The organism is Serratia grimesii, from assembly GCF_900186025.1.
In the GTDB taxonomy this organism is placed as follows: domain Bacteria; phylum Pseudomonadota; class Gammaproteobacteria; order Enterobacterales; family Enterobacteriaceae; genus Serratia; species Serratia grimesii.
Genome location: NZ_LT883155.1, coordinates 1536308 through 1556852 on the forward strand (window position 1 = coordinate 1536308; position 20545 = coordinate 1556852).

Below are 20545 nucleotides of genomic sequence, written 5' to 3' on the forward strand. Positions count from 1 at the left end.
GGTTCAAGATCGTCGGTTTGACATTCTGTATGCTGCTGCTAAAAATGAACGAACGTTCGTTCATTTATTTTAATCGTTTGAATGTCGCTAGCCATCTTTCGACCGCGAGGCAGGACCATGGGAAACCGAGAAAAAATCGTTGATGCTGCACTGCACAGCTTTACCCACAAGGGTTTTCACCAGACCAGTATGCGAGATATCGCACTGGCAGCAGGTGTCAGCGTGGGCAACCTTTACAACCATTTTGCCGGTAAGGACGCCTTAATCGGCGAAATAGCGCTCCTGGAGAATGCGTTCTTCACGGAGTTCGCTGCACAGTTGGCTGAGGGGAAACAACAGCCCAAGCAGGCGCTGTCCGACTTTTTTACCGCTTATCACGCTTTTGTCTCTTCACCGGACAGCGTGCAGTTATCGACGGAAATAGTGGCGGAGGTCGCGCGCAATCCTACCTTGGCGGAAAAATTTGATGCTAACCAGCAGCAACTGACGGAGGCACTGGTACAGGTTATCGTCCTGGCACAGCAAGCTGGCGAGATTGCGGTGGCGTTAAATCCACATGAGCTTGCCCAACTGATCCTCGACGTGATTGAAAGCCAGGCCTGGCGGCAGGTGATTTTTCCGCGCAAGGCGTCGACGGTGGCGAATCACACGCTGGAAAAGTTGATTTTCACGCAAGCGTAATGGGGGACGAATGCTTGATATACAACCTTACCGTGAATCCTGCCGGTTACAGACAGCTGCGCTGATTTACGCTGCTTTTGACGACAAATTCCAACGCCAGTGCGGGCTGAGCGCACGTCAACAATGGCGGTTGTTTTACTGGCTATGGAGCTGGAAACAAAGTAACAGTCAGGAGCACAGCTTTGTTGTTCGGCGAGCGGGCAAGGTGGTGGCAGCATTTGGGCTCAAGTCCGTTGATCGCCTGGGCAATTCTGCCTTGAGGGAACGCCCGTTGCCGATAATGCGTTTGTGCCGCCGCTACGGCATGCTTAACTTTTGGCGCATGTACCTGCAAATAGTGACGTTGCAGCATGTGCCTGCTGCCGGTGAACTGTATCTCTCCTACCTTGCGGTGGATGAAAAGCAGCGGGGTAAAGGCGTGGGGAAAATGTTGATCCAATGGATAACGGATTATGCAGCGGCACAGCGGCCTAACCGTTGGCTGCGTTTGCACGTTAGCCAACAAAATACCGGTGCACGGCGACTGTATCAACAATGCGGTTTCAGCATCGGGCGGCGGGAAAGCCATGCTTCGCTGTGGTTGCTGTTTCGTCAGGCAAACTGGCTGGTAATGGAAAAACGCATCGGGGAAACACGATGAAAAAAATCGTGATTTGTTTACTGGCGTTGATTGTGGTGGCATTAGGCTGGATCTTCTACGTCAATGACTATCAATATGTCACTGAGCCGGTGGGCGTGACTGCGGGTGGCAACTCACTTGCCGGTACCCTGGTGCTGCCGAAAAACATACATGGAAAGCCGGGTGTGATTGTTTTTGTTCATGGTGATGGCCCTGCCAATGCCAGCCGTGATGAGGCCTATTACCGTGTTTGGGAAACCATGGCCGAACAGGGATATGCCGTTTTATCGTTTGATAAAGCGGGTGTTGGCGGCTCTTCCGGTAACTGGTTGCACCAATCCATGGGCGACCGGGCAAAAGAAACGGCGGACATTATTGACTGGGCAAGAAAAGATGGGCGCTTCAATCCGCAGTGTGTCGGATTGTGGGGAACAAGCCAGGCTGGCTGGGTGATGCCGGAAGTCGCACGACTGCGGCCAGATATCGCTTTTACGTTGGTTTTGTCTCCGGCGATCAACTGGCTAACGCAGGGGCGTTATAACACCCGAGCGGAAATGGAGGCCGCGGGTATTGATGAGCAGCGAATCCAGGAGCGTGAAGCAGTGGGACGGCATGTGTTGTCACTGCTGAGACAGTCGGATGGTTACACGCAATACCGCCGGGAATATGGCGAGGCGGCGACGTTGAGCGCTGATCGTTGGCAGTTTATTCGTGCCAATATGTCCAGTGACGCCACCGGGGGGCTGAGCAATTACAAAACACCGGTGCACCTGATGTTGGGTGGGCGTGATATTAACGTTGATGTGAACGAGACAGAGCGCGTATACCGGCAAGTCATTCCTTCCGCTCTGTTGACGGTGATGCGGATCGAACAGGCTGACCATGCCATGGTTAAACCTTTGTTTGTACGTTACCCGTCGTTGATCAACATTATCGGCCTGTTTGCACCGCGAACGATACAGTATGACGCTTATCTGCAGGATGTGGCGGCTTTCCTTGCCGCCCAACCTTGCACGCAGCGGTGATGTTCGTCAGGGCGATGCCGGTTGTGTTCCCGCGCTAGGTGCATAAGACAGTTGCATCGCCTGCTGCGGCATTGCAATGCCCGCCTGTTCAAAATGTATCTTCACCAGCCTATCGAGGGCGTATTGTACGACCCACTGTTTCAGCGCCTGAGTGCGCACGGTTACGCGGGTAGTGAAAGAGCGATCGCCCAGAGCCACCACGCCGTTGAACACCGGTTCGCCAATCAGAAAGTGCTTCACCTGTTCATCCTGTTTCAGCGCGGCAACGGCTTGATGTAGCACGTCGTGGACATGATCAATATCTTCATCACGGCTTACGGTGTAATTGGCCCGGTATACGCCAAATTCGCGGGCGTAGTTCGCCAGTGTGGTGATCGAAGAGAAAGGAACGATGTGATAAACACCAAAGTCATCCCGCAGGCCGATTGAACGGATAGTCATGCGCTCCACCGTGCCAGTAATGCCGCTGACGGTGACGTATTCACCGGTATTCATACCGTTCTCAAACTGGATGAATACGCCGGTAATCACGTCTTTCACCAACGTTTGCGCACCAAAGCTGATGGCAAGGCCCAGCGCTCCGGCGCCTGCCAGCAGAGGCGCAATGTTAATTCCGACCTGCGACAGCACAATCATGATTGTAATGGTGCTGATAACGATGGCCAGAACGTTACGGAACAGTGTCAACAGAGTACGCTCACGTGCGCTTGGGCGAATGCCATTGCTCAGCTCCAGCGCCAGTCGGTGCTCGATGACGCTGGCCATCAACGTCCAACTGAAGACGGCAATGACCAGAATCAGCAGAATATGCATCAGCCCGCCAATTACCTTCCCGCCGTTGTCGCTATTTGCCCATTGATACAGGTTGATCAGATGCCAGGCGTCGAACAGGAACAACGTCACTGCCAATACCACCATCACCCGCAAGATCTTCAAGCCGTTTGGGATATAGGCGTTAATGCGTCTTTCCAGCATGGGATAACGCAGATTAACGTCGGCCGGTAGTGAGATACGGCGAAATATCCAGCGGGTTAACATGCCGGAAAGTAAGGCGCCCAGGCCGATCACCAGCAGGCTTTTCACCGTAGCCGTCATCATAAAGCGCAGGCTGTTGCCAATATCGAATTGCGAAAGCACGAACAGCACCAGGAAATAGGCGATCGCCAACAGATGCCAGACGTGTCCCAGACCGCGAAGAATGACGCTGAAAAACGCCATCGACCGTTCTGCCAGTAGGTTGATTTGATGCTGTATCGGTTTGCGATTGTGCAAAATCAACATGAGGGCGTACAACGTTAAGGCCAGCATCACAGCCAGATTGACCGCCGCCGCCGCTGGGTAGCTGATTTGTACCGCTACCACGGGCACGACAACCATCAGACCATAGCCGATCAGACCGCTAAGCCAGGCGAGGCGTGTATTCCAGTAGTGGGCCGAGGCGTCGCTGAACGGGAAAGGGCGCAGGTAATCAAAGTTGGGGGCAAAGATCAGCCGCAGTACCGCTTTGAAGAATTCAATCACCGCAAAAGCACTCAGAAACAATGTTTGCAGACGCAGTATGGTGGCGCTGTCAGCATTGACATGGCGAGCGAACAGGTTGCCCGCTGCGAGAGCCAACAGTAACACCAGCAGGTCGATAGCAAAGGCACCGAGGATGGCGACAGGGCGTTTATACCAAGGACCGTGTTGCACTCTGGCGTTGTGGCCCCAGTTGCCCATGCGCTTGTACAACGGTGCGATCAGACGACGGATCAGATGGAACAGGGCGAAGGTTACCGCAACAGTCAGCAGGAAGTAGCCCAGGGCGCGGAAAAAACTGTCGGCATTAAACGTGCGTTTTGGGCCGGAGTCGATCAGCTTTTGTAGCGAATTCAACCTTTGGTTGACGGTACTGATGCCTCCCTGCGCCAAATTGCTCAGGTTATCGCTCAGCGATTCGGCAGGTTCTGGTGTATCGGTTTGCGGCGGTGTTGTGGGAGACTCGCCGGCCTGCTGCCTCAGATGACTGATCAGCCCGGCACGGGCTTTGTCATCTTGCAGGATATCCGCCAGCGCGGCGTAAGACGCTTTCTGTTGTTCCGTTTGGTCACCAGGAGTGGCATTTTGTGTGGGTTGCGCTATCGCTAGTGGGGACGCTGCACTGATTATCAGTAGCAATAGCAATGGGAATAAGCGTAAACGTTCTCGCAGATGAGAACCGAATCGGGAGTATGCGGTTGTGGGCATTGATCCTCTCTTGGGGCTCTGTAAATCAGCGGGTTAAATACAAATGCTATAAAAAACAAACCACATAGTAGGAAATGAAGAGGGATGCAGAGTGGGAACGCGTGCTAAATAGAAACGGCGGGTGCAGAGTGCGCCCGCCGTTAAGCAGGATAAATCAGGAAACGTGTTGCAGGAACTCTTTCAAACGCGGGCTTGGTGGGTTGTTGATCAACTCGTGAGGGTTGCCATCTTCCGCAATCCGTCCCTTATCAATAAAGATAAGTCGTGACGCCACTTTTTCGGCAAAGCCGACTTCGTGGGTGACGATCACCATGGTCATGCCTTCTTCCGCCAGATCCTGCATTACCTTCAGTACTTCATGGCGCAGTTCCGGGTCAAGTGCAGAGGTCGGCTCATCAAACAGCATCATTTTCGGCTTGACCGCCAGCGCACGTGCGATCGCTACGCGCTGTTGCTGGCCACCGGACAGCTCGGAAGGATAATGATGTGCGCGTTCGGCCAGGCCAACTTTGGCCAGCAGTTCACGTGCCAGTTTTTCTGCGTCGGACTTCTTCAATCCGCGTACGCGGATTGGGCCAAAGGCGACGTTTTCCAGCGCAGTCAGGTGCGGGAACAGGTAGAACTGCTGGAACACCATACCGGCTTCCTGGCGGATCAGACGATCGTCAACTTTCGGATCGTTGGCTTTCAGGCCGTCGACGAAAAGATCGCCACTGGTGATCTCTTCGAGCTTGTTGATGCAACGCAGCAGGGTCGATTTACCGGAACCAGAAGGGCCGATAATCACCACAACTTCACCTTTTTCGATTTTCAAATCGATGTTATGCAGCACCTGGGTTTGGCCAAAATGCTTGGAGACGTTTTTAAATTCAATCACAGGATTTTCATCCTTCTTTCCAGACGACGCAGAACGAAGCTCAGCACCAGGGTAATAATCAGATAAATAACCGCTACGGCGCTCCAGATTTCTAGCGCACGGAAGTTACCGGCAATAATTTCCTGCCCTTGACGGGTCAGTTCCGCCACGCCAATCACGATGAACAGTGAGGTGTCCTTGATGCTGATGATCCACTGGTTGCCCAGCGGTGGCAGCATACGGCGCAGCGCCAGCGGCATGATGACATAGCGGATGGTTTCACGCCGTGACAAGCCGAGCGCCAGGCCGGCTTCACGGAAGCCGTTATGGATCGACAGCACCGCACCGCGGGTAATTTCCGCAATATAGGCGCCGGAGTTGATCATTATGGTGACTACTGCCGCGCTGAAGGGATCGATGCGTAAATCATTGAACGCCATCGGCAGGGCGAAGTAGATGAACATTACCTGCACCACGATAGGCGTGCCGCGGATAACTTCAATGAATACCAAAGCGACGTGATTGGCAATCCAACCGCCATAGGTACGAGCAAAACCGGCAACAAGGCCGATGATGAGGCCGCCAACAAGACCGAGGACCGAAATCCACAATGTCATTTTGGCGCCTTCTAACAGGATAGGGATGGCGGGCCAGATGGCGCTCCAGTCGAACTGCATGGTGTTTTCTCCCGGTGATCCCAAACGTGGGAATCAGATACAACAAAGCGCAGGGGCTAAGACACCACCCCTGTGCTTAAGTGAATCAGTGACTGACTTCATCCGTTATTTAGGTTCAGTACCGAACCATTTTTTGTAGATTTCGTTGTAAGTGCCGTTTTCGCGCAGGGTTTTCAGTGCGCCATTGACCTTCACGCGTAGCTCGTCACTGCCTTTAGGGAAGGCAATGCCGTATTGCTGAGCTTCCAGTGATTCGCCGACGGTTTTGAACTTGCCAGCACCGGCTGTTTTAATGAAGTACAGGATGTTTGGTGTGTCGTGCAGCACAGCGTCAGCGCGTTTGGTGCCCAGTTCCATATAGGCGTTATCGATGTTCGGGAACTGGCGCAGATCTTTGGTTTTGATGTGCTGTTTAGCGTAATCCACGGAACCGGTGCCGCTCTTCACCGCTACCACTTTACCGTTCAGATCATCAATGCCCTTGATGCTGTTGTCGTTGGCATTAACCATCACCAGCAGACCGCTTTTGTAGTAGCCGTCAGAGAATTCGATGGCTTTTTTACGTTCGTCTGTAATGGTGATACCGGCCAGCGCCAGGTCGATATTTTTGGTTTGCAGTGCCGGGATGATACCGCTGAAATCCATAGGCTTCAGGGTGTAGTCCAGTTTCAGTTCTTTGGCGATTGCGGCCCACAGGTCGATATCGAAACCAACGTACTGATCACCTTGCTTGAACTCAAATGGAACGAATGCGGTGTCGGTGGCGACGACCAGTTTGTCTGCTGCGTGGGAGCTTACGGCAAAGGCCAACGAAAGTGCGGCCAGGGAGACTTTAAAAATTGACTTCATGAGAGGAATTTCCTGTACAGGTTGCGGATTACCCATTTTTTATATTGCAGTTGGTGCCATGAAAAAATCGTGCCATGTTTTCAACTACTATAAAAACAAAGAGTTGTGGTGTGATGTTGTGTCTGAAGGTCGAATTATTATTTTTATGCACCAAATGGAGGCACCAAAATGGTGCTGATGGCTGCTTATTGGTGCACTGCTCTATCATTAACCAAATAATGGGGGTGAAACAACCGATAGTTAACGATTTAGCTTCAATATTGATAACTAACTCTAACTTTTATGCCGCAAAGTTGTTTCATCTGGTGCAGATGTGTTCAGTAAGAGCGGTTCGGAGGGCACCGTTTCCTTATCGTAGCTGACTGTCTTTACTGCCACGGCGGTTATACAGGCTACTCGCCGCCTGTTTTTTATCCAGCTCGGTTTGGCAAGCAAGACAATAGCGCACACCTTTCAGTGCTTGCTGGCGTGCCAATGGAATTTCCTCTCCGCATTCCTGACAATAATGTGCACTTTCGCCCTGACCCAGTGCATGTCTTGCACGTTGCACTGCATCATCTACGGTGGAATCAATTTGATCCTGTACGGCGCCGTCTGACGCCCATCCGCTTGCCATGATGACCTCACTTTGCAGAGCCGCCACGCCCTCTATCTATTTACTATGGGCGATTTTTTGAGCAATTCAAGCGGCGAAAATAAAAGAAAAACAGGCTGGGGCAAAGCCCGCAGCCTGTTCAACCCCGCTACGCGGGCCGTAATTTTCGGTTTTTAAGTGGCTTATTCTATGTTGGATTCGATAAACCACAGGAACTTGTCCAGATCTCGAGATGCTGCAGTGAACATATCGGCAGTATCTTCGTCTTCTACTTCTGTGATGGCTTTGCGAATGTCATTTGCGACTTCGCCGTAACGATCGGCCAACGCTTTCAGGTGTTCCTGTACGCTATGTATGTTGGTTGGATAGCTTTTCAGTGGGGTTTTATCGTTCACCACCTGTACGGTGCCCAGTGCCACGCCACCCAATTGCACAATGCGCTCGGCAAAAGTGTCCTGATGATCGATGATCGCAGTGCGGAACCCGTCCAGCATTTCATGCACGGCAATAAAGTTAGCCCCCCGCATGTTCCAGTGGGCCTGTTTGGTGATCAACGACAGGTCAATAAACTGGATAACCTGGCGGTTGAGTGCCTTGATGGCCTCCAGCTTGGTTTTTTCGTCCATGTTATTGCGTGTATAAAGCAGCTCAGAAGATTTCGTTTTCACCAGTTTAGCGGTACTCATATCAGATATCCTCTTGATGGGTCATGGTCCTATTTTTTCCACGAGAGAAATTATAGCAGTGATAGCGTTTTTTGCAGGAAAAAAATAGCTATGGAATAAATAGGTTTTAACGAATTGAATATTTAATTTAAGAGGAGTAGATTTTTTTGGTTAAATTATTTTTGTTTTAATATACTGTAATTCATGGAAAATATTTTATGTTCTCTCGGTTTTTAATTTCGTAATGTGATTATTTTTTAAATGAGTTTCATCCTCTCTGTAATTTCTATTTTCAATGCCAAAGCTTTTGGCTTAATGATTAAGTGTCCAATCGATAAAACGTCCGTTAATTCATATTGATAGGTTAGTCGCAACTCGCTAAAATATTCTCCCCCCATTTCAGATCTACACGCCTATGAAAATCAATGTCGTTGGGACCAGTGGCAGTGGCAAAAGCACGGTAGCGCGTCAGTTGGCTGAAAAGTTTGCACTGCCTTATATCGAGCTAGACACGCTATTTTGGCGTCCGGACTGGCAAGGTACACCGGATGACATGCTTTTGGCGCGTGTGACACAGGTGTTGGCTGTCGCAGAAAGCGGATGGATACTCGATGGCAACTATAGCCGAACTAAAGCGGTAAAATGGGATGGCGTTGATTGGGTGGTGTGGGTGGACTATGGGTTCTGTCGTACACTGTACCAGGCCGTTCGTCGTGCCGCCACGCGGGCATGGGCGGGTACCGAACTATGGCCAGGGACGGGAAATCGTGAAAGTTTTCGCCGGTCCTTTTTCAGTCGCGATTCCATCATTCTGTGGACCATAAAAACTTACCGTAAAAACCGTCGCGGCTACCTTGCTGATATGAGCAATAGTCAGTATCAACATATCCGCTTTATCCGGCTGCGTTCACCTGAGCAGACTCAACGCTTTATTCGTGAATTGCCCCTTTAATTGCCATCATTGCAGTAATAAGGATGTGTGAGTCTTCACAACGAGAATGTAACACTGAGAAAGCCGGCCATGCAGACCGGCGAACCTGTTACAACAGCAGTGTGTAATGCACTCTCACCACCGTTTTTTTGATGAGCGTCGGTGCGTTCAACTGACAACCGGCTTTATGCGGTTCGTGGGGAAAAAATAGTGCGTACGCGCCAGGGAACATCGCGAGTGTTTGGCGATGGCGCTTAATGTCCACTTGCTGGGTATCCTGAGTCTCGTCATAGGGGGACTCGCTTTGCCAATCACCCGGCATACCATAATCAATGCGTTCTTCACCGCTGATGAGCAAATGAATGTCGGCATACTCATGATGAAGCTTTGCATGCTGAGTCTCCGCTAACCCTGTGGTTAACGTCATCACCTCCATAAAGATCTTGTCACCGTCTATGTCATGGCGTCCCAATGCCAGTGCAGGCAGGTCGTATTGACGAAGCGTGGTAAGGGTTTCGATCAGAACAGGTGACAGCCCACGACCATAGCGTGGGTTAAACAGGGTGTTATAAATCACTTTACTTCTCCATGTGGTAAACCCTGCTGGGTTTGGTTCCATAAACGCGTGGGGGTACTGCGGGGAAAAGTATGCCTGTTTACCGGTGCGAAAACAGTTAACCCGCCTGCATTCCGCTTTTGGCTAATGCAGGCGTTGCTGATTTTTAGGACAAGCTTTCGATTTGTGGTTTTGGCTTGATGGTCAGAGTCGCCCCCATTGATGCCGCGATGATTGCACCTAACGCCAACCATTGCACTGTAGTCAGGTGTTCGTTGAGGAACAACATGCCTGAAAGTGCTGCCATCGCGGGTTCCAGGCTCATCAAGGTGCCAAAGGTGCGTGCCGGTATTCTGGGTAACGCAATAATCTCCAACGAATAAGGTAGTGCGGTGGATAAAACCGCCACGGCCAATGCAATGGGCAGAATATCGATATTGAGTAGCGCACTACCTGCTTGCCAGGCACCGATTGGGCAAAATACTGCCGCAGCGATCAGTGACCCGACCGCCACGGTCCCAGGGCCGTGGTCACCCCCCGCTTTCTGCCCGCAGATAATGTAGACCGCCCAACAGGCACCCGCACCTAATGCGCAGGCGGCGCCTAAGGGATCAATGCTGTCCATGTTATGGCCCAGAGGCAGCAAGAACCACAGCCCAACTACCGCCAGTATGACCCATAAAAAGTCGATCGCGCGGCGTGAGGAGAACATGGCGACCGCGAGGGGGCCGGTGAACTCCAACGCAACGGCGATACCCAGTGGCAGGGTGCGTAAAGAAAGATAAAACAGATAATTCATTGCGCCCAATGTCAGGCCATAGATGAACAAGGGCAGGCGGCTGCCGGCGGCGAAGCGCATGCGCCACGGGCGGAAGATAATAAACAGGATCAGTGTGCCAATACTCAAGCGCAACGTGGTGATGCCTTCTGCACCGACCAATGGAAACAGGCTTTTGGCCAATGACGCGCCGGTCTGGATCGACACCATGGCGATGAGTAGCAAGCAGATAGGCAGCAGCGTGGAAGACGCTTTAGCAGTTGCAGACGAGGACATCCTTTAGAGCCTTTTATGCGTTTCCCACAACCTGGGAAGACTGTCGATATTCGGATGACGGCAGTGTAAATGAAATGAGGTAAATGTGTCTGAGAAATGCGTGTGCAATGGAGAAAAGTGCCAACTCTAGGGTGAGGTGCTGGTTTTTTCGCTCATAAAATGCGCATTTTTTAGGAATTGTCTGGATATTAAATAGGTGATTGTTGTCACAGAAACGAGTAGAATGCGGCTCGAAAATGGAGCGAAAAGAAGAAGATACACTGTTCTTGAAATCTAATGTTACACGATATAAAGCATTAGACACTCATTTTAAGGCAGAGTTTCACGCTAATTTTTGCTATATTTTCAAAGCATGAACAAATGGATTTACTTAAAAATATAACGCGTTTGAGGTGGTTATGAAAAAAATTGCATGTCTTTCCGCAGTAGCAGCCTGTGTATTAGCAGTAACCGCAGGTACCGCATTCGCTGGTCAGAGCACCGTATCCGCTGGCTATGCGCAGGGTGATCTCCAAGGCGTTGCTAACAAAGCCGACGGTTTCAACCTGAAGTATCGTTACGAGTTCGACAACAACCCACTGGGTGTGATCGGTTCCTTTACCCACGTGGAAAAGAACGGTTCTGAGAACGGTTACTACGGTAAATCACAGTACAACTCTATCACTGCTGGTCCAGCTTACCGCTTCAACGACTGGGCAAGCATCTACGGTGTGATCGGTGTTGGCTACGGCAAAAACATCGACAATGCTCAGAACGGCACTGACCGTAACGGCAACAGCGACTACGGCTTCACCTACGGTGCTGGTCTGCAGTTCAACCCAATCCAGGACGTTGCTCTGGATGTAGGTTACGAGCAGAGCCGTATCCGCAGTGTTGACGTTGGTATCTGGAGCGTTGGCGTAGGCTACCGTTTCTAAGATTTCTCCATGCCTACGGGCATGAGTATGTGGCGTAATTGGTCGCATCAGATAAAAATCCGCCTTCGGGCGGATTTTTTTTGCCTGTAGCTCAGGGGCGGTTACTTACCCAGCTTGTGCACCGGCTCTGACGAAAAGCGCGCGCTGCGGGCATCACGTTCGTAACCTTGTGGTTGCGTGAGTATTTCATACAGTGCCGGTCGGCGACCGTGGATCCAGCGGCGTCCGGTGCTAAGCGGGATAAGGGAAAGATCGAGTTCTGCTATAACCATTTGATTTTCGGCCACCCAGGTTTCTGCCAGAATACGGCCATAAGGGTCGAGAATCATCGCGTTGCCAGTGCGCACTTCGTCATCATCACGCCCCACACCGTTGCTAAACAAAACAAACAGGCCATTGTCATGTGCGCGTGCCGGTAACCAGCGTAGCAACCAACCACGGCCATGCTCACCACGAAAAGCCGCTTCTATTGCTGCTGGATTTTCCTGTCGCTGTTGCCAGAGCTCCAGTGGGATAGGCTTCATACCGTGCGGACTGCGTGAATGAGTGCCGCCCGTTTGGTGTGGTGCCAGCAACACCTCTGCCCCTAACAGTGCCGTCGCACGTACGTTCTCCACCAGGTTATTGTCCCAGCAGATGAGCACCCCCATCCGTACGCCCCATGGCGTGTCGAAAACGGTAAAACTGTCGCCGCTGGCTATTGCTGGATGCTCAAAGGCATGCAGTTTGCGGTGGACGTGAAGTGCACCGTCGGGCAAACAGACGGCATAAGCGTTGTAATACTTACCATCTTCACCTTGTTCAATCAGCCCGACGCCGATGGCCATATTGTAGCGTTCTGCCAGTGGACGGATACGTGCCAGTGAAGGGCTGGTGGCTATCGGTTCCGCCAGCGCGGCGATTTCGCCGTCACTGAGGTGCCGTACATGCCAATAGCCGGTAATGCACATTTCTGGGAAGACCAGCACCTGAATGTGTTCGGTAGCGGCTTGGGCGATAAAGCCCTCGATCACCGACAGGTTGTAGTTTTTATCATTGGCACGATGGTGGAATTGCACCGTGGCGGCGCGCAGAGAGGTTGTCATAAGGTTACCTTTTCGCAGTTGTCTGGCGTTGATTACAGCAAAGTGATTGATTACTGTATAATCAATTAAATTCCTTATTTGATAACCTGATGGAATGGATATTCGACAATTACGCGCCTTCGTGGTGCTGGCAGAGCAGGGCAACTATCGTCTGGCGGCAGAGTTGCTGTGTATTACCCAACCGGCGCTGAGCAAACAGATTCAGGCGTTGGAGACGTTGCTCGGTGCTCGTCTGTTTAACCGCGGTCGTCAGGGGGCGCAGCTTACTGCCAGCGGGCAGCGGCTATATCCTGAAGCACAGACGCTGGTTGGACAGCATATGCAATTTCAACAGCGGGCGTTACGCGTGGTGAAGGGAGAAGCAGGGCGCTTGGCCATCGGATTTGGCTTGTCCAGCTTTCATCTGGCACCGCAGCTGGTTGCGTCCTTCCGTGGGCGCTTTCCCGAGGTTGCCGTAGGGTTGGAGGACTTGCCTTCTGAACGGCAATATCAGCTGTTATTACGTGGTGAGCTGCAGATAGGGTTTGTGCGGCTGCCTGTCAACGCGCCATTGCAGGCCAGCGCATTGCTGTGTGATCGGCTGGTGCTGGCAGCACCGACAGCCCTGGCGCTGCGGATAGAGACGCTGATGAGGCAGTTCAATTCGTTGCCATTATTGCAGTTAACACCCAAACGCGGGCGGGGTCTTAGTGACCAGTCGCTCCGTTTTATTGCTGCGAATCAACTGACCCCGAACGTGGTGCAGCAGGCGGGTGATATCCAGACGTTGCTGGCGCTGGTTGCTGCCGGTATAGGTGTGGCCCTGTTGCCGCACAGTGTCACGCATATTGCACCGGCAGGTATCGATATTTTGCCGTTGAGTGGCGAGCAAACCGAATGGCAAGTCGGTATTGCCTGGAATCCGCAGCAACCTGATGCGCTGCGGGATAACTTTATCCAGGTTGCATTGGCTGGGGCGCCGGGAGATAAACCGCCGGTGTTATAACGGACAGTGCATCACCAGTATCGGGCTCTGATGGTATTCACTGCGGTGACTTTCGTTGAAGCCAACCTTCTTTGCCAGTGCTACCGAAGGCTGGTTTTGCGGTGAAATAATACACACTGCCTTATTACCCGGTAAATGGTCTTTCCCCCAAGCGAGTGCGGCACGCAGTGCTTCTGTCGCATAACCTTTTCCGTGTGCCGTCGTCACCAGTGTCCAGCCCATTTCGGGGGCGTCGAGCGCTGGGGTAATATCACGTTGGAAATCGGAAAAACCAATGCCGCCAAGGTAGGCACCGCTGATTTTATCTCGTACCGCCCAGTAGCCATAACCCAGCAGAGCCCAGTGGCCGGCGTAACGCATCAGACGTCCCCAGGAGTCCTCCCGATCCCTCGGTGTACCACCGATATAACGCACGACATCAGGATCGGCCCACATGGCGGCCAGCGAGTCAAAGTCGGCTAGCGTATGCGCGTCCAGGCGTAAGCGTTCGGTGAGCAACTGAGGGGCGGTTGTGATTAGGGTCATTATTTTTTCCTGCACAGAGCCAAAGGCGGTCTGTGCAGTATGCCAGAGAAATTACACTACCAGCCACAGTAACCAGGTGAACAGGAAACCACTGAGGCCGAGAATCGTGGTCAGCACTGTCCAGGTTTTCAGCCCATCGGCGACGGAGAGACCGAGGTATTTGGTGACAATCCAAAAACCGGAGTCATTCACATGTGACAACCCCAATCCACCGAAGCAGGTAGCCAGAGTCACCAAAACCAACTGCAAGTGGTTCAAGCCGCTGACCGCTTCTGACAGCAAGCCGCCGGTGGTCAGGATAGCTACAGTGGCAGATCCCTGCGAGGCGCGTAGGGCCAGAGAGATGATAAATGCGGCGGGGATCAGCGGCAGGCCGATCGTGGTCAAAACATCCGCCAATGCTTTGCCCACCCCGGACTCCACTAAAACCTTGCCGAACACGCCACCAGCACCGGTCACCAGAATCACCACGGCAGCGGTCGGCAGTGCTCCTCCCATGACGTCACTGGTGTGTTGCAGGCTCCAGCCACGACGCATCGCCAGAAAATAGAATGCTAACAGCAGGGCGATCATCAGCGCGACTGCTGGGGAGCCGATCAGCGACAGGGTGTCGCGCAGCGCCGAGCCCGGTTCGAGCAGCGTGGCGGAAACGGTACCCAGCATGATAATAGCAATGGGAATGACGATCAGTGCGGCGACCAGCCCGGCACTCGGCGGGTTAATGCGATCGCTTAATGGCGCTTTGCCCTCCGGGGCGGGTTCTGGGGCTGCTAACTGCAATTGTTCCAGCACTTCAATCGACAACGGATAGGCCTTACGATTCAGCCTCTTGGCGGTAAAGTAGCCGATAATACCCACCGGAATGCAGATGGCGAGGCCAAGAATAGTCAGCCAGCCGATGTCTGCATTCAATAACCCGGCAGCAGCCACCGGGCCGGGGTGTGGCGGCAGTGCAACGTGTACTGTCAGCATCACACCAGCCATGGGCAGGCCGAACTTCAGGGGGGAAACTTTAGCGACCTTGGCAAAACCGTAGATGATAGGGGCGAGGATGATAAAGCCGACGTCGAAAAAGACCGGAATGCCGAGAATAAATGCAGCAATGGTCAGTGCAGCTATAGTACGTTTCGGTCCCAACGCCTTACTGAAGCGTTGGGCCAGCGACTCGGCACCACCGGAATGTTCGATCATTCTGCCAAGCATGGCGCCAAGGCCAATAATGATGGTCACCGACCCTAACACACCCCCCATTCCGGCGGTCATGACTTTCATCACTTCACCGGTCGGGATGCCGCTGGCCAATGCCACCAGCAAACTCACGACCAGCAGGGCGACAAACGGCTGGATCTTGGCTTTGATCACCATCAACAAGAGCAGCACGACACCGAATACGGCAATCATCAAAAGCATAGAGGTAGACATGGGATAGCCTTTAATTGGGTAAGCGTCAGGCACCGCGATCGCCGGTTGGCGATACGGGTGCGTTTAATTTTTATGTTGTTGCTGTGCAGGTGTGGAGGAACGGCCTGTTACAGGTAAGGCCTTATCCAACCCAGTCCGGCGCGGGTGTCGTCACGCGGCTTGTATTCGCAGCCAATCCAGCCGTCATAACCGATGCGATCCAGCTGTGCGAACAACCACGGATAATTCAGTTCTCCGTTGTCTGGCTCATGGCGATCGGGCACTGATGCGATCTGAATATGGGCGTAACGCCCAGCCAATAAGCGCATTAGGCCGCTGATATTACCGTCCACTAGCTGAGCATGGAAAAAATCAAACTGAATGAAGACGTTTGGGCGATCAATTGCGTCGACCAGCTCTGCCGCCTGATGTTGGCTGGAGAACAGATAGTTGGGTTTAACCTGTGGGCTCAGCGCTTCGATCAACACCTTGATGCCCTGTTTAGCGAAGCTATCGGCGGCATAGCGGATATTGTCTATAAAGGTATCGCGGTAGCGCTGCCAGTCTTCCCCCGGGGGAACCACACCGGCCATGACGTGTACGCTGGGGCAACCCAGCGCGATGGCGTAGGCGAGTGCACGATCGATATCAGCGCGAGCAGCTTGTTCACGACCAGGCACGGCGGCCAGGCCCCATTCACCGGCGTCGACATTGCCGGGGGCAGTATTGAACAGGGCTTGTTGCAGACCGTTATGATGCAGTTTTTCCGCCAACAACGCAGCCGGATACTCATAAGGGAACAGGAATTCCACGGCTTGGAATCCCTCCTTTGCAGCGGCCTCGAAACGTTCAAGGAACGGCAACTCGTTAAACATCATTGATAAATTGGCAGCAAATTTAGGCATGGTTCAGCTCCGTAACTCGGCAATTTCATCATCGGTCAAATAACGAATGGGGCGGTTGCCGAGGGTAAAAATCAGCTTCGCCGCATCCTCCATTTCTTCAGTATTATCCGCCGCGGCTCGCAGATCCTTACCTGTGACTACCGGGCCGTGATTAGCCAATAAAAAGGCGCGATGCGTCGGGGCCAATTTGGCCAGGTCTTCTGCCAGTCGTAGGTCGCCGGGACGATAATAAGGAACCACCGGCACCTTGCCGACCCGCATCACCACATAAGGTGTAAAGGGTTTAATGGCGTTCTCTACGTCCAGTCCTTGCAGGCAGGAGAGGGCGGTGAGATACGTGCAATGCAGGTGCACCACGGCTTTACACTCCGGGTTGTTCAAATACAGTGCGCGATGGAAACTGATCTCTTTTGACGGTTTATCACCCGACAGCCATTCGCCGCTCAGGCTAACCTTCGACAAGCGTTCGGCCTGCAATTCTCCCAGACAGGAACCGGTGGGTGTTGCCAGTAGCGTGCCGTCTGCCAACAACAGTGAAAGGTTGCCGGCTGAACCGGTGGCGTAGCCACGCTGGAAAAATGAGGCGCCCAAGCGGACCATTTCTTCACGTGCCTGCTGTTCAGTCGTCGGTGTCATAATGGAAACTCCGTTTGCGCGCGGGCGAAAAAGTTTTCATCGCCAAAATTGCCCGATTTCAGGGCCAGTGAAACAGGTTGATCAATGGCACGTACCCAAGGAACACCGGGAGAAATACAGGGACCGATATGGAAACCACGAATGCCCAACGCCTGCGTCACCACACCGGATGTCTCACCGCCAGCAACGATAAATCGGCGGAAGCCGTGCTGCTGGAGTTGTTTGACCACGTTAGCGAACAGCGACTCTACCGCTTGGCTGGCGGCGGCCATACCGTATTGCTGCTGTATGTGTTGTAGCTTTTCCGGTTCGGCTGTGGCGTAAAGCAACGGAGCCAGTGGATCATCTGCATGCTGCTGCGCCCAGTTGGCCAGTTCTGTGGCATAGGCCATACGGTCAGACTCGGTGAGGCAACGGGCCACATCGATAGCCTTGGCTGCCGCTTGCTGACGGTAACGCGCGACTTGCTGATTGGTCATGATGGAGCAGGAACCGGATAACACTGCGGCTTTTTCTCCCTGCGGGGCACCTGCAACGTGAGGGTTGTTTTGCCCCGGCTGCGCCCATTGACGCGCCAGACCGATCGCCAGACCAGAACCACCGGTGACCAGCTTCATGTTTTTCAGCGCTGCACCCTGAGTGAGCAAATGCTGTTCATTCAGCGTATCCATTACGGCGTATCGCACACCCTGTTGCACTAACTGCTGCAATTTTTTCGTGACTGTTTCGACGCCGCGATCCATTTCTGCGGCCGTCACCAGCCCACATCGGCCCTGAGCCTGTGCTTCCATCAGTCGCAGTAAGTTACTGTCAGTCATTGGCGTAACCGGGTGATGGCGCATACCGGACTCCGACAGCAACTGATCCAACACGAACAAATACCCTTGATACACCGTACGGCCGTTGACCGGCAACGCTGGCGAAATCACCGTTTGGTTTTCGCCCAAGGCATCAAGTAGGGCATCGGTCACTGGGCCGATATTTCCCTGTGCGGTGCTGTCGAAAGTCGAACAATATTTGAAGTAAAATTGTTGGCACCCTTGGCGTTGTAACCACGCCAAGGCGTGCAACGATTGTTCTATCGCCTGTGCCGCCGGGCAGGAGCGTGATTTTAAGCTGATGACCACGGCCTGCGACTCGATGGGAACATCATCTTGTGGAACCCCATTCAACTGGACAGTTGATAGCCCGTTTTCAACCAGAAAACTGGCAATATCGGTGGCTCCGGTAAAATCATCTGCGATGACGCCGAGCAGCATTATGTGTTCTCCTTTTTCTGTGGCAGGTCGATACCAGCGAAGATCTTGATCACTGCGCTGTCGTCTTCTTTACCAAAACCGGCATTGCTGGCAGCGGTGAACATATTGAAGGCGGTGGAGGCCAGGGGCAGCGGGAAATGCAGTTCTTTGGCGGTATCCGCCACCAGCCCCAGATCCTTCACGAAAATATCTACCGCTGATTTAGGGGCATAGTCACCATCGACCACGTGTTGCATACGGTTCTCGAACATCCATGAATTGCCGGCTGCATGGGTGACGACATCGTACATTACGTCCAATGGGATGCCTGCGCGGGCCGCCAGCGCCATGGCTTCTGCTCCGGCGGCAATATGCACACCGGCCAGCAGTTGGTGGATGATTTTCACGGTGGCGCCCAGGCCAATATCTTCGCCAATGCGGTAGACTTTACCGGCAATGGCATCTAATACCGGTTGTAGCTGACGGAACGTCGATTCCGCGCCAGATGCCATCACGGTCATTTGCCCTTCAGCGGCTTTCGCTGCTCCACCGGAAACGGGGGCATCCAGCATGTTCAGGCCCAATGCCAGCAACTGTTGTTCGATGTCTTTGGCATCAGTGGCAGAAATGGTGGAGGACACCATGACCGGCGTATTGGGCTTCAGTTTCGCTGCCAGGCCGTTATCACCAAACAGAATTTGTTTCACCTGCGCGGCATTTACCACCAGCAGTAACAACGCGTCCAAATCCGACGCGAAACCGTCACCGTTGTTAGCGGCTTGCTTGGCCCCGGCCTGTTGTAATGCGGTCAGTGCCTGCGGATTAAGATCGACACCATAAGTCGTTAGCCCGGCGTTAATGCACGACTTTGCTGCGCCCATTCCCATGGAGCCTAATCCAACGATGCAAACTGCAAAATCACGTGGCTGTGTCATGCAACACCTCATGTTAATTTTAGTGATAATTTGTTTTGTTGTGTTAAATGTAAGCACTTTTTTGTACGGTGTCAGCGATCGGTATCACAATTATTAACAGTTGATTTATCAGGCTCACATGGCAAGTAAAATAAGAATGAAGGCTATCTAACTGTTTTAAATATTAAAAATAAACTATCGATAGTATGACTAGCCTCACGGCCTGGAAAGAGGACGCTTTCACAGAACGAAAATTGACGTAAAATCACAATTATTATCACTGCGGTAAAGAGAGGGAACCGTGATACCTGTAGAACGCCACCAGCAAATATTAGCGCTGGTATCAGAACGCGGGGTTGTCAGCATTGCTGAATTGACCGAACGGTTGGGGGTATCGCATATGACCATCCGCCGCGATGTGCAAAAACTCGAAGAGCAGGGAGCGGTGCTGGCGGTCTCGGGGGGCGTGCAGTCTGCAGAGCGGGTGGCGATTGAGCCTTCTCATCAGGACAAAGAAGGGATGTACAGTCAGCAGAAAGCGGCTATCGGTCAGTTGGCGGCTCGACAGATCCCTCCCAATAGTTGTATCTATCTGGATGCAGGGACCACTACGCTGGCACTGGCGAAATACATCAGCGATCGTGAAGATCTGACGGTGGTCACTAATGATTTTGTGATCGCGGGTTTCCTGATCGAACACAGCCAGTGCAAGATCATTCACACTGGCGGTACCGTCTGCCGTGAGAACCGCTCATGTGTCGGTGAAGCTGCGGCGCAGGCCTTACGAGGGCTGTTTATCGATTTGGCGTTTATTTCCGCCTCGTCATGGGGCATGCGTGGCCTGTCGACACCGAATGAAGACAAGGTGATGGTGAAGAAAGCCATTGTTGACGCCAGTCGCCGCTGCATCCTGCTCAGCGACACCTCTAAATACGGCAAAATCGCCACCTATCTGGCGCTGCCGATTGCCGTATTTGACGCCATTATTACCGATGACAATTTACCCACCGCAGCGCGAGAGGCCATTTTGCAGGCAGATATTACGCTGATGACAACGGGGGAGTAAGGTTAAAACAAGAACCCCCTGACGGGGGGATGGCATTGTGTTGAAAGGGGCAAGTTTGACTACGAACTATGGCCCACAGAGGCAACGTTGTTCACATCAAGCCTTACCTTGTGAGCGCCAGTCGGCATCATAGAAAGCG

22 protein-coding genes are annotated in these 20545 nt (G+C 52.7%); 7 read left to right on the top strand and 15 right to left on the bottom strand.

Translation table 11 applies throughout. The features are described 5' to 3' along the window. Positions 1 to 117 precede the first annotated feature (117 nt). Genes SGBXF1_RS07210 through SGBXF1_RS07220 form a run of 3 tightly spaced genes read left to right on the top strand, consistent with a single transcriptional unit; the run spans position 118 to position 2325 of the window. Positions 118 to 681: a TetR/AcrR family transcriptional regulator gene (locus SGBXF1_RS07210; RefSeq protein WP_186428059.1), complete on the top strand. Its 564-nt coding sequence runs from the start codon at positions 118 to 120 to the stop codon at positions 679 to 681. A 10-nt stretch (positions 682 to 691) separates the two neighbouring features. Then, the gene (locus tag SGBXF1_RS07215) at positions 692 to 1321 is read left to right on the top strand and encodes a GNAT family N-acetyltransferase (RefSeq protein ID WP_186428060.1); all 630 of its coding nucleotides are present in this window, start codon (positions 692 to 694) and stop codon (positions 1319 to 1321) included. Next, positions 1318 to 2325: an alpha/beta hydrolase family protein gene (locus tag SGBXF1_RS07220; RefSeq protein WP_186428061.1), complete on the top strand. Its 1008-nt coding sequence runs from the start codon at positions 1318 to 1320 to the stop codon at positions 2323 to 2325. Before SGBXF1_RS07215 ends, SGBXF1_RS07220 begins: the two co-directional genes overlap by 4 nt. A gap of 6 nt (positions 2326 to 2331) precedes the next feature. On the opposite strand, the gene ybiO is transcribed toward SGBXF1_RS07220, so the two are convergent. The 6 genes from ybiO to dps all read right to left on the bottom strand — a co-directional run bounded on the left by ybiO (position 2332) and on the right by dps (position 8214). Continuing rightward, positions 2332 to 4551, bottom strand: a complete 2220-nt coding sequence (gene ybiO, locus SGBXF1_RS07225; protein WP_186428062.1) for a mechanosensitive channel protein — start codon at positions 4549 to 4551, stop codon at positions 2332 to 2334. Between the two features lie 154 nt (positions 4552 to 4705). Continuing rightward, on the bottom strand, positions 4706 to 5428 hold the full coding sequence (gene glnQ, locus SGBXF1_RS07230; protein ID WP_037425370.1) for a glutamine ABC transporter ATP-binding protein GlnQ: 723 nt from the start codon (positions 5426 to 5428) through the stop codon (positions 4706 to 4708). After that, complete coding sequence (gene glnP / locus SGBXF1_RS07235; protein WP_037425367.1) at positions 5425 to 6084, bottom strand: glutamine ABC transporter permease GlnP; 660 nt, start codon at positions 6082 to 6084, stop codon at positions 5425 to 5427. The genes glnQ and glnP overlap by 4 nt, the downstream gene beginning before the upstream one ends. A 105-nt stretch (positions 6085 to 6189) precedes the next feature. Then, entirely contained in the window at positions 6190 to 6933 is a 744-nt protein-coding gene (gene glnH / locus SGBXF1_RS07240; RefSeq protein WP_037425364.1) for a glutamine ABC transporter substrate-binding protein GlnH, read from the bottom strand. 349 nt (positions 6934 to 7282) lie between these two features. Continuing rightward, the gene (locus SGBXF1_RS07245; RefSeq protein ID WP_037425403.1) at positions 7283 to 7549 is read right to left on the bottom strand and encodes a DksA/TraR family C4-type zinc finger protein; all 267 of its coding nucleotides are present in this window, start codon (positions 7547 to 7549) and stop codon (positions 7283 to 7285) included. Between the two features lie 161 nt (positions 7550 to 7710). Beyond that, positions 7711 to 8214 carry a DNA starvation/stationary phase protection protein Dps gene (gene dps, locus SGBXF1_RS07250; protein WP_037425361.1) on the bottom strand — a complete coding sequence of 168 codons (504 nt, stop codon included), beginning with the start codon at positions 8212 to 8214 and terminating at the stop codon, positions 7711 to 7713. Between the two features lie 394 nt (positions 8215 to 8608). Here dps and SGBXF1_RS07255 point away from each other — a divergent pair, with 394 nt between their 5' ends. After that, complete coding sequence (locus SGBXF1_RS07255; RefSeq protein ID WP_186428063.1) at positions 8609 to 9145, top strand: P-loop NTPase family protein; 537 nt, start codon at positions 8609 to 8611, stop codon at positions 9143 to 9145. Between the two features lie 88 nt (positions 9146 to 9233). Here the strand turns inward: SGBXF1_RS07255 and nanQ are convergent, their stop codons facing one another. Next, positions 9234 to 9701, bottom strand: a complete 468-nt coding sequence (gene nanQ, locus SGBXF1_RS07260; RefSeq protein WP_186428064.1) for an N-acetylneuraminate anomerase — start codon at positions 9699 to 9701, stop codon at positions 9234 to 9236. A 145-nt stretch (positions 9702 to 9846) separates the two neighbouring features. Continuing rightward, a complete protein-coding gene (gene rhtA / locus SGBXF1_RS07265; protein WP_061807034.1) occupies positions 9847 to 10734 on the bottom strand; it encodes a threonine/homoserine exporter RhtA in 888 nt (295 codons plus the stop codon). 398 nt (positions 10735 to 11132) lie between these two features. Between rhtA and ompX the strand changes: the two genes are divergently transcribed. After that, on the top strand, positions 11133 to 11651 hold the full coding sequence (gene ompX, locus SGBXF1_RS07270; protein WP_037425349.1) for an outer membrane protein OmpX: 519 nt from the start codon (positions 11133 to 11135) through the stop codon (positions 11649 to 11651). Between the two features lie 101 nt (positions 11652 to 11752). Here ompX and SGBXF1_RS07275 read toward each other — a convergent pair whose 3' ends face one another. Beyond that, entirely contained in the window at positions 11753 to 12736 is a 984-nt protein-coding gene (locus SGBXF1_RS07275; protein WP_037425346.1) for a nitrilase family protein, read from the bottom strand. Between the two features lie 94 nt (positions 12737 to 12830). On the opposite strand from SGBXF1_RS07275, the gene SGBXF1_RS07280 reads away from it, so the two are divergent. Beyond that, positions 12831 to 13721 carry a LysR family transcriptional regulator gene (locus tag SGBXF1_RS07280; RefSeq protein WP_186428065.1) on the top strand — a complete coding sequence of 297 codons (891 nt, stop codon included), beginning with the start codon at positions 12831 to 12833 and terminating at the stop codon, positions 13719 to 13721. Here SGBXF1_RS07280 and SGBXF1_RS07285 read toward each other — a convergent pair. The 6 genes from SGBXF1_RS07285 to ltnD form a co-directional block, all read right to left on the bottom strand. Next, on the bottom strand, positions 13716 to 14246 hold the full coding sequence (locus SGBXF1_RS07285; RefSeq protein WP_186428066.1) for a GNAT family N-acetyltransferase: 531 nt from the start codon (positions 14244 to 14246) through the stop codon (positions 13716 to 13718). The two genes, SGBXF1_RS07280 and SGBXF1_RS07285, sit on opposite strands and share 6 nt — an antisense overlap. A 51-nt stretch (positions 14247 to 14297) precedes the next feature. Beyond that, on the bottom strand, positions 14298 to 15668 hold the full coding sequence (locus SGBXF1_RS07290; protein WP_186428067.1) for a GntP family transporter: 1371 nt from the start codon (positions 15666 to 15668) through the stop codon (positions 14298 to 14300). A 107-nt stretch (positions 15669 to 15775) separates the two neighbouring features. Further along, complete coding sequence (locus SGBXF1_RS07295) at positions 15776 to 16552, bottom strand: HPr family phosphocarrier protein (protein WP_186428068.1); 777 nt, start codon at positions 16550 to 16552, stop codon at positions 15776 to 15778. Positions 16553 to 16555: 3 nt separating this feature from the next. After that, positions 16556 to 17188 carry a 3-oxo-tetronate 4-phosphate decarboxylase gene (gene otnC / locus SGBXF1_RS07300; protein ID WP_037425334.1) on the bottom strand — a complete coding sequence of 211 codons (633 nt, stop codon included), beginning with the start codon at positions 17186 to 17188 and terminating at the stop codon, positions 16556 to 16558. Then, positions 17185 to 18447 (bottom strand): 3-oxo-tetronate kinase, encoded by a 1263-nt coding sequence (otnK, locus tag SGBXF1_RS07305; protein WP_272947693.1) that lies wholly within the window; start codon positions 18445 to 18447, stop codon positions 17185 to 17187. The genes otnC and otnK overlap by 4 nt, the downstream gene beginning before the upstream one ends. Then, entirely contained in the window at positions 18447 to 19361 is a 915-nt protein-coding gene (gene ltnD, locus SGBXF1_RS07310) for an L-threonate dehydrogenase (protein ID WP_186428069.1), read from the bottom strand. The genes otnK and ltnD overlap by 1 nt, the downstream gene beginning before the upstream one ends. A 280-nt stretch (positions 19362 to 19641) precedes the next feature. On the opposite strand from ltnD, the gene ygbI reads away from it, so the two are divergent. Continuing rightward, a complete protein-coding gene (gene ygbI / locus SGBXF1_RS07315; protein ID WP_186428070.1) occupies positions 19642 to 20406 on the top strand; it encodes a DNA-binding transcriptional repressor YgbI in 765 nt (254 codons plus the stop codon). Positions 20407 to 20545 lie beyond the last annotated feature (139 nt).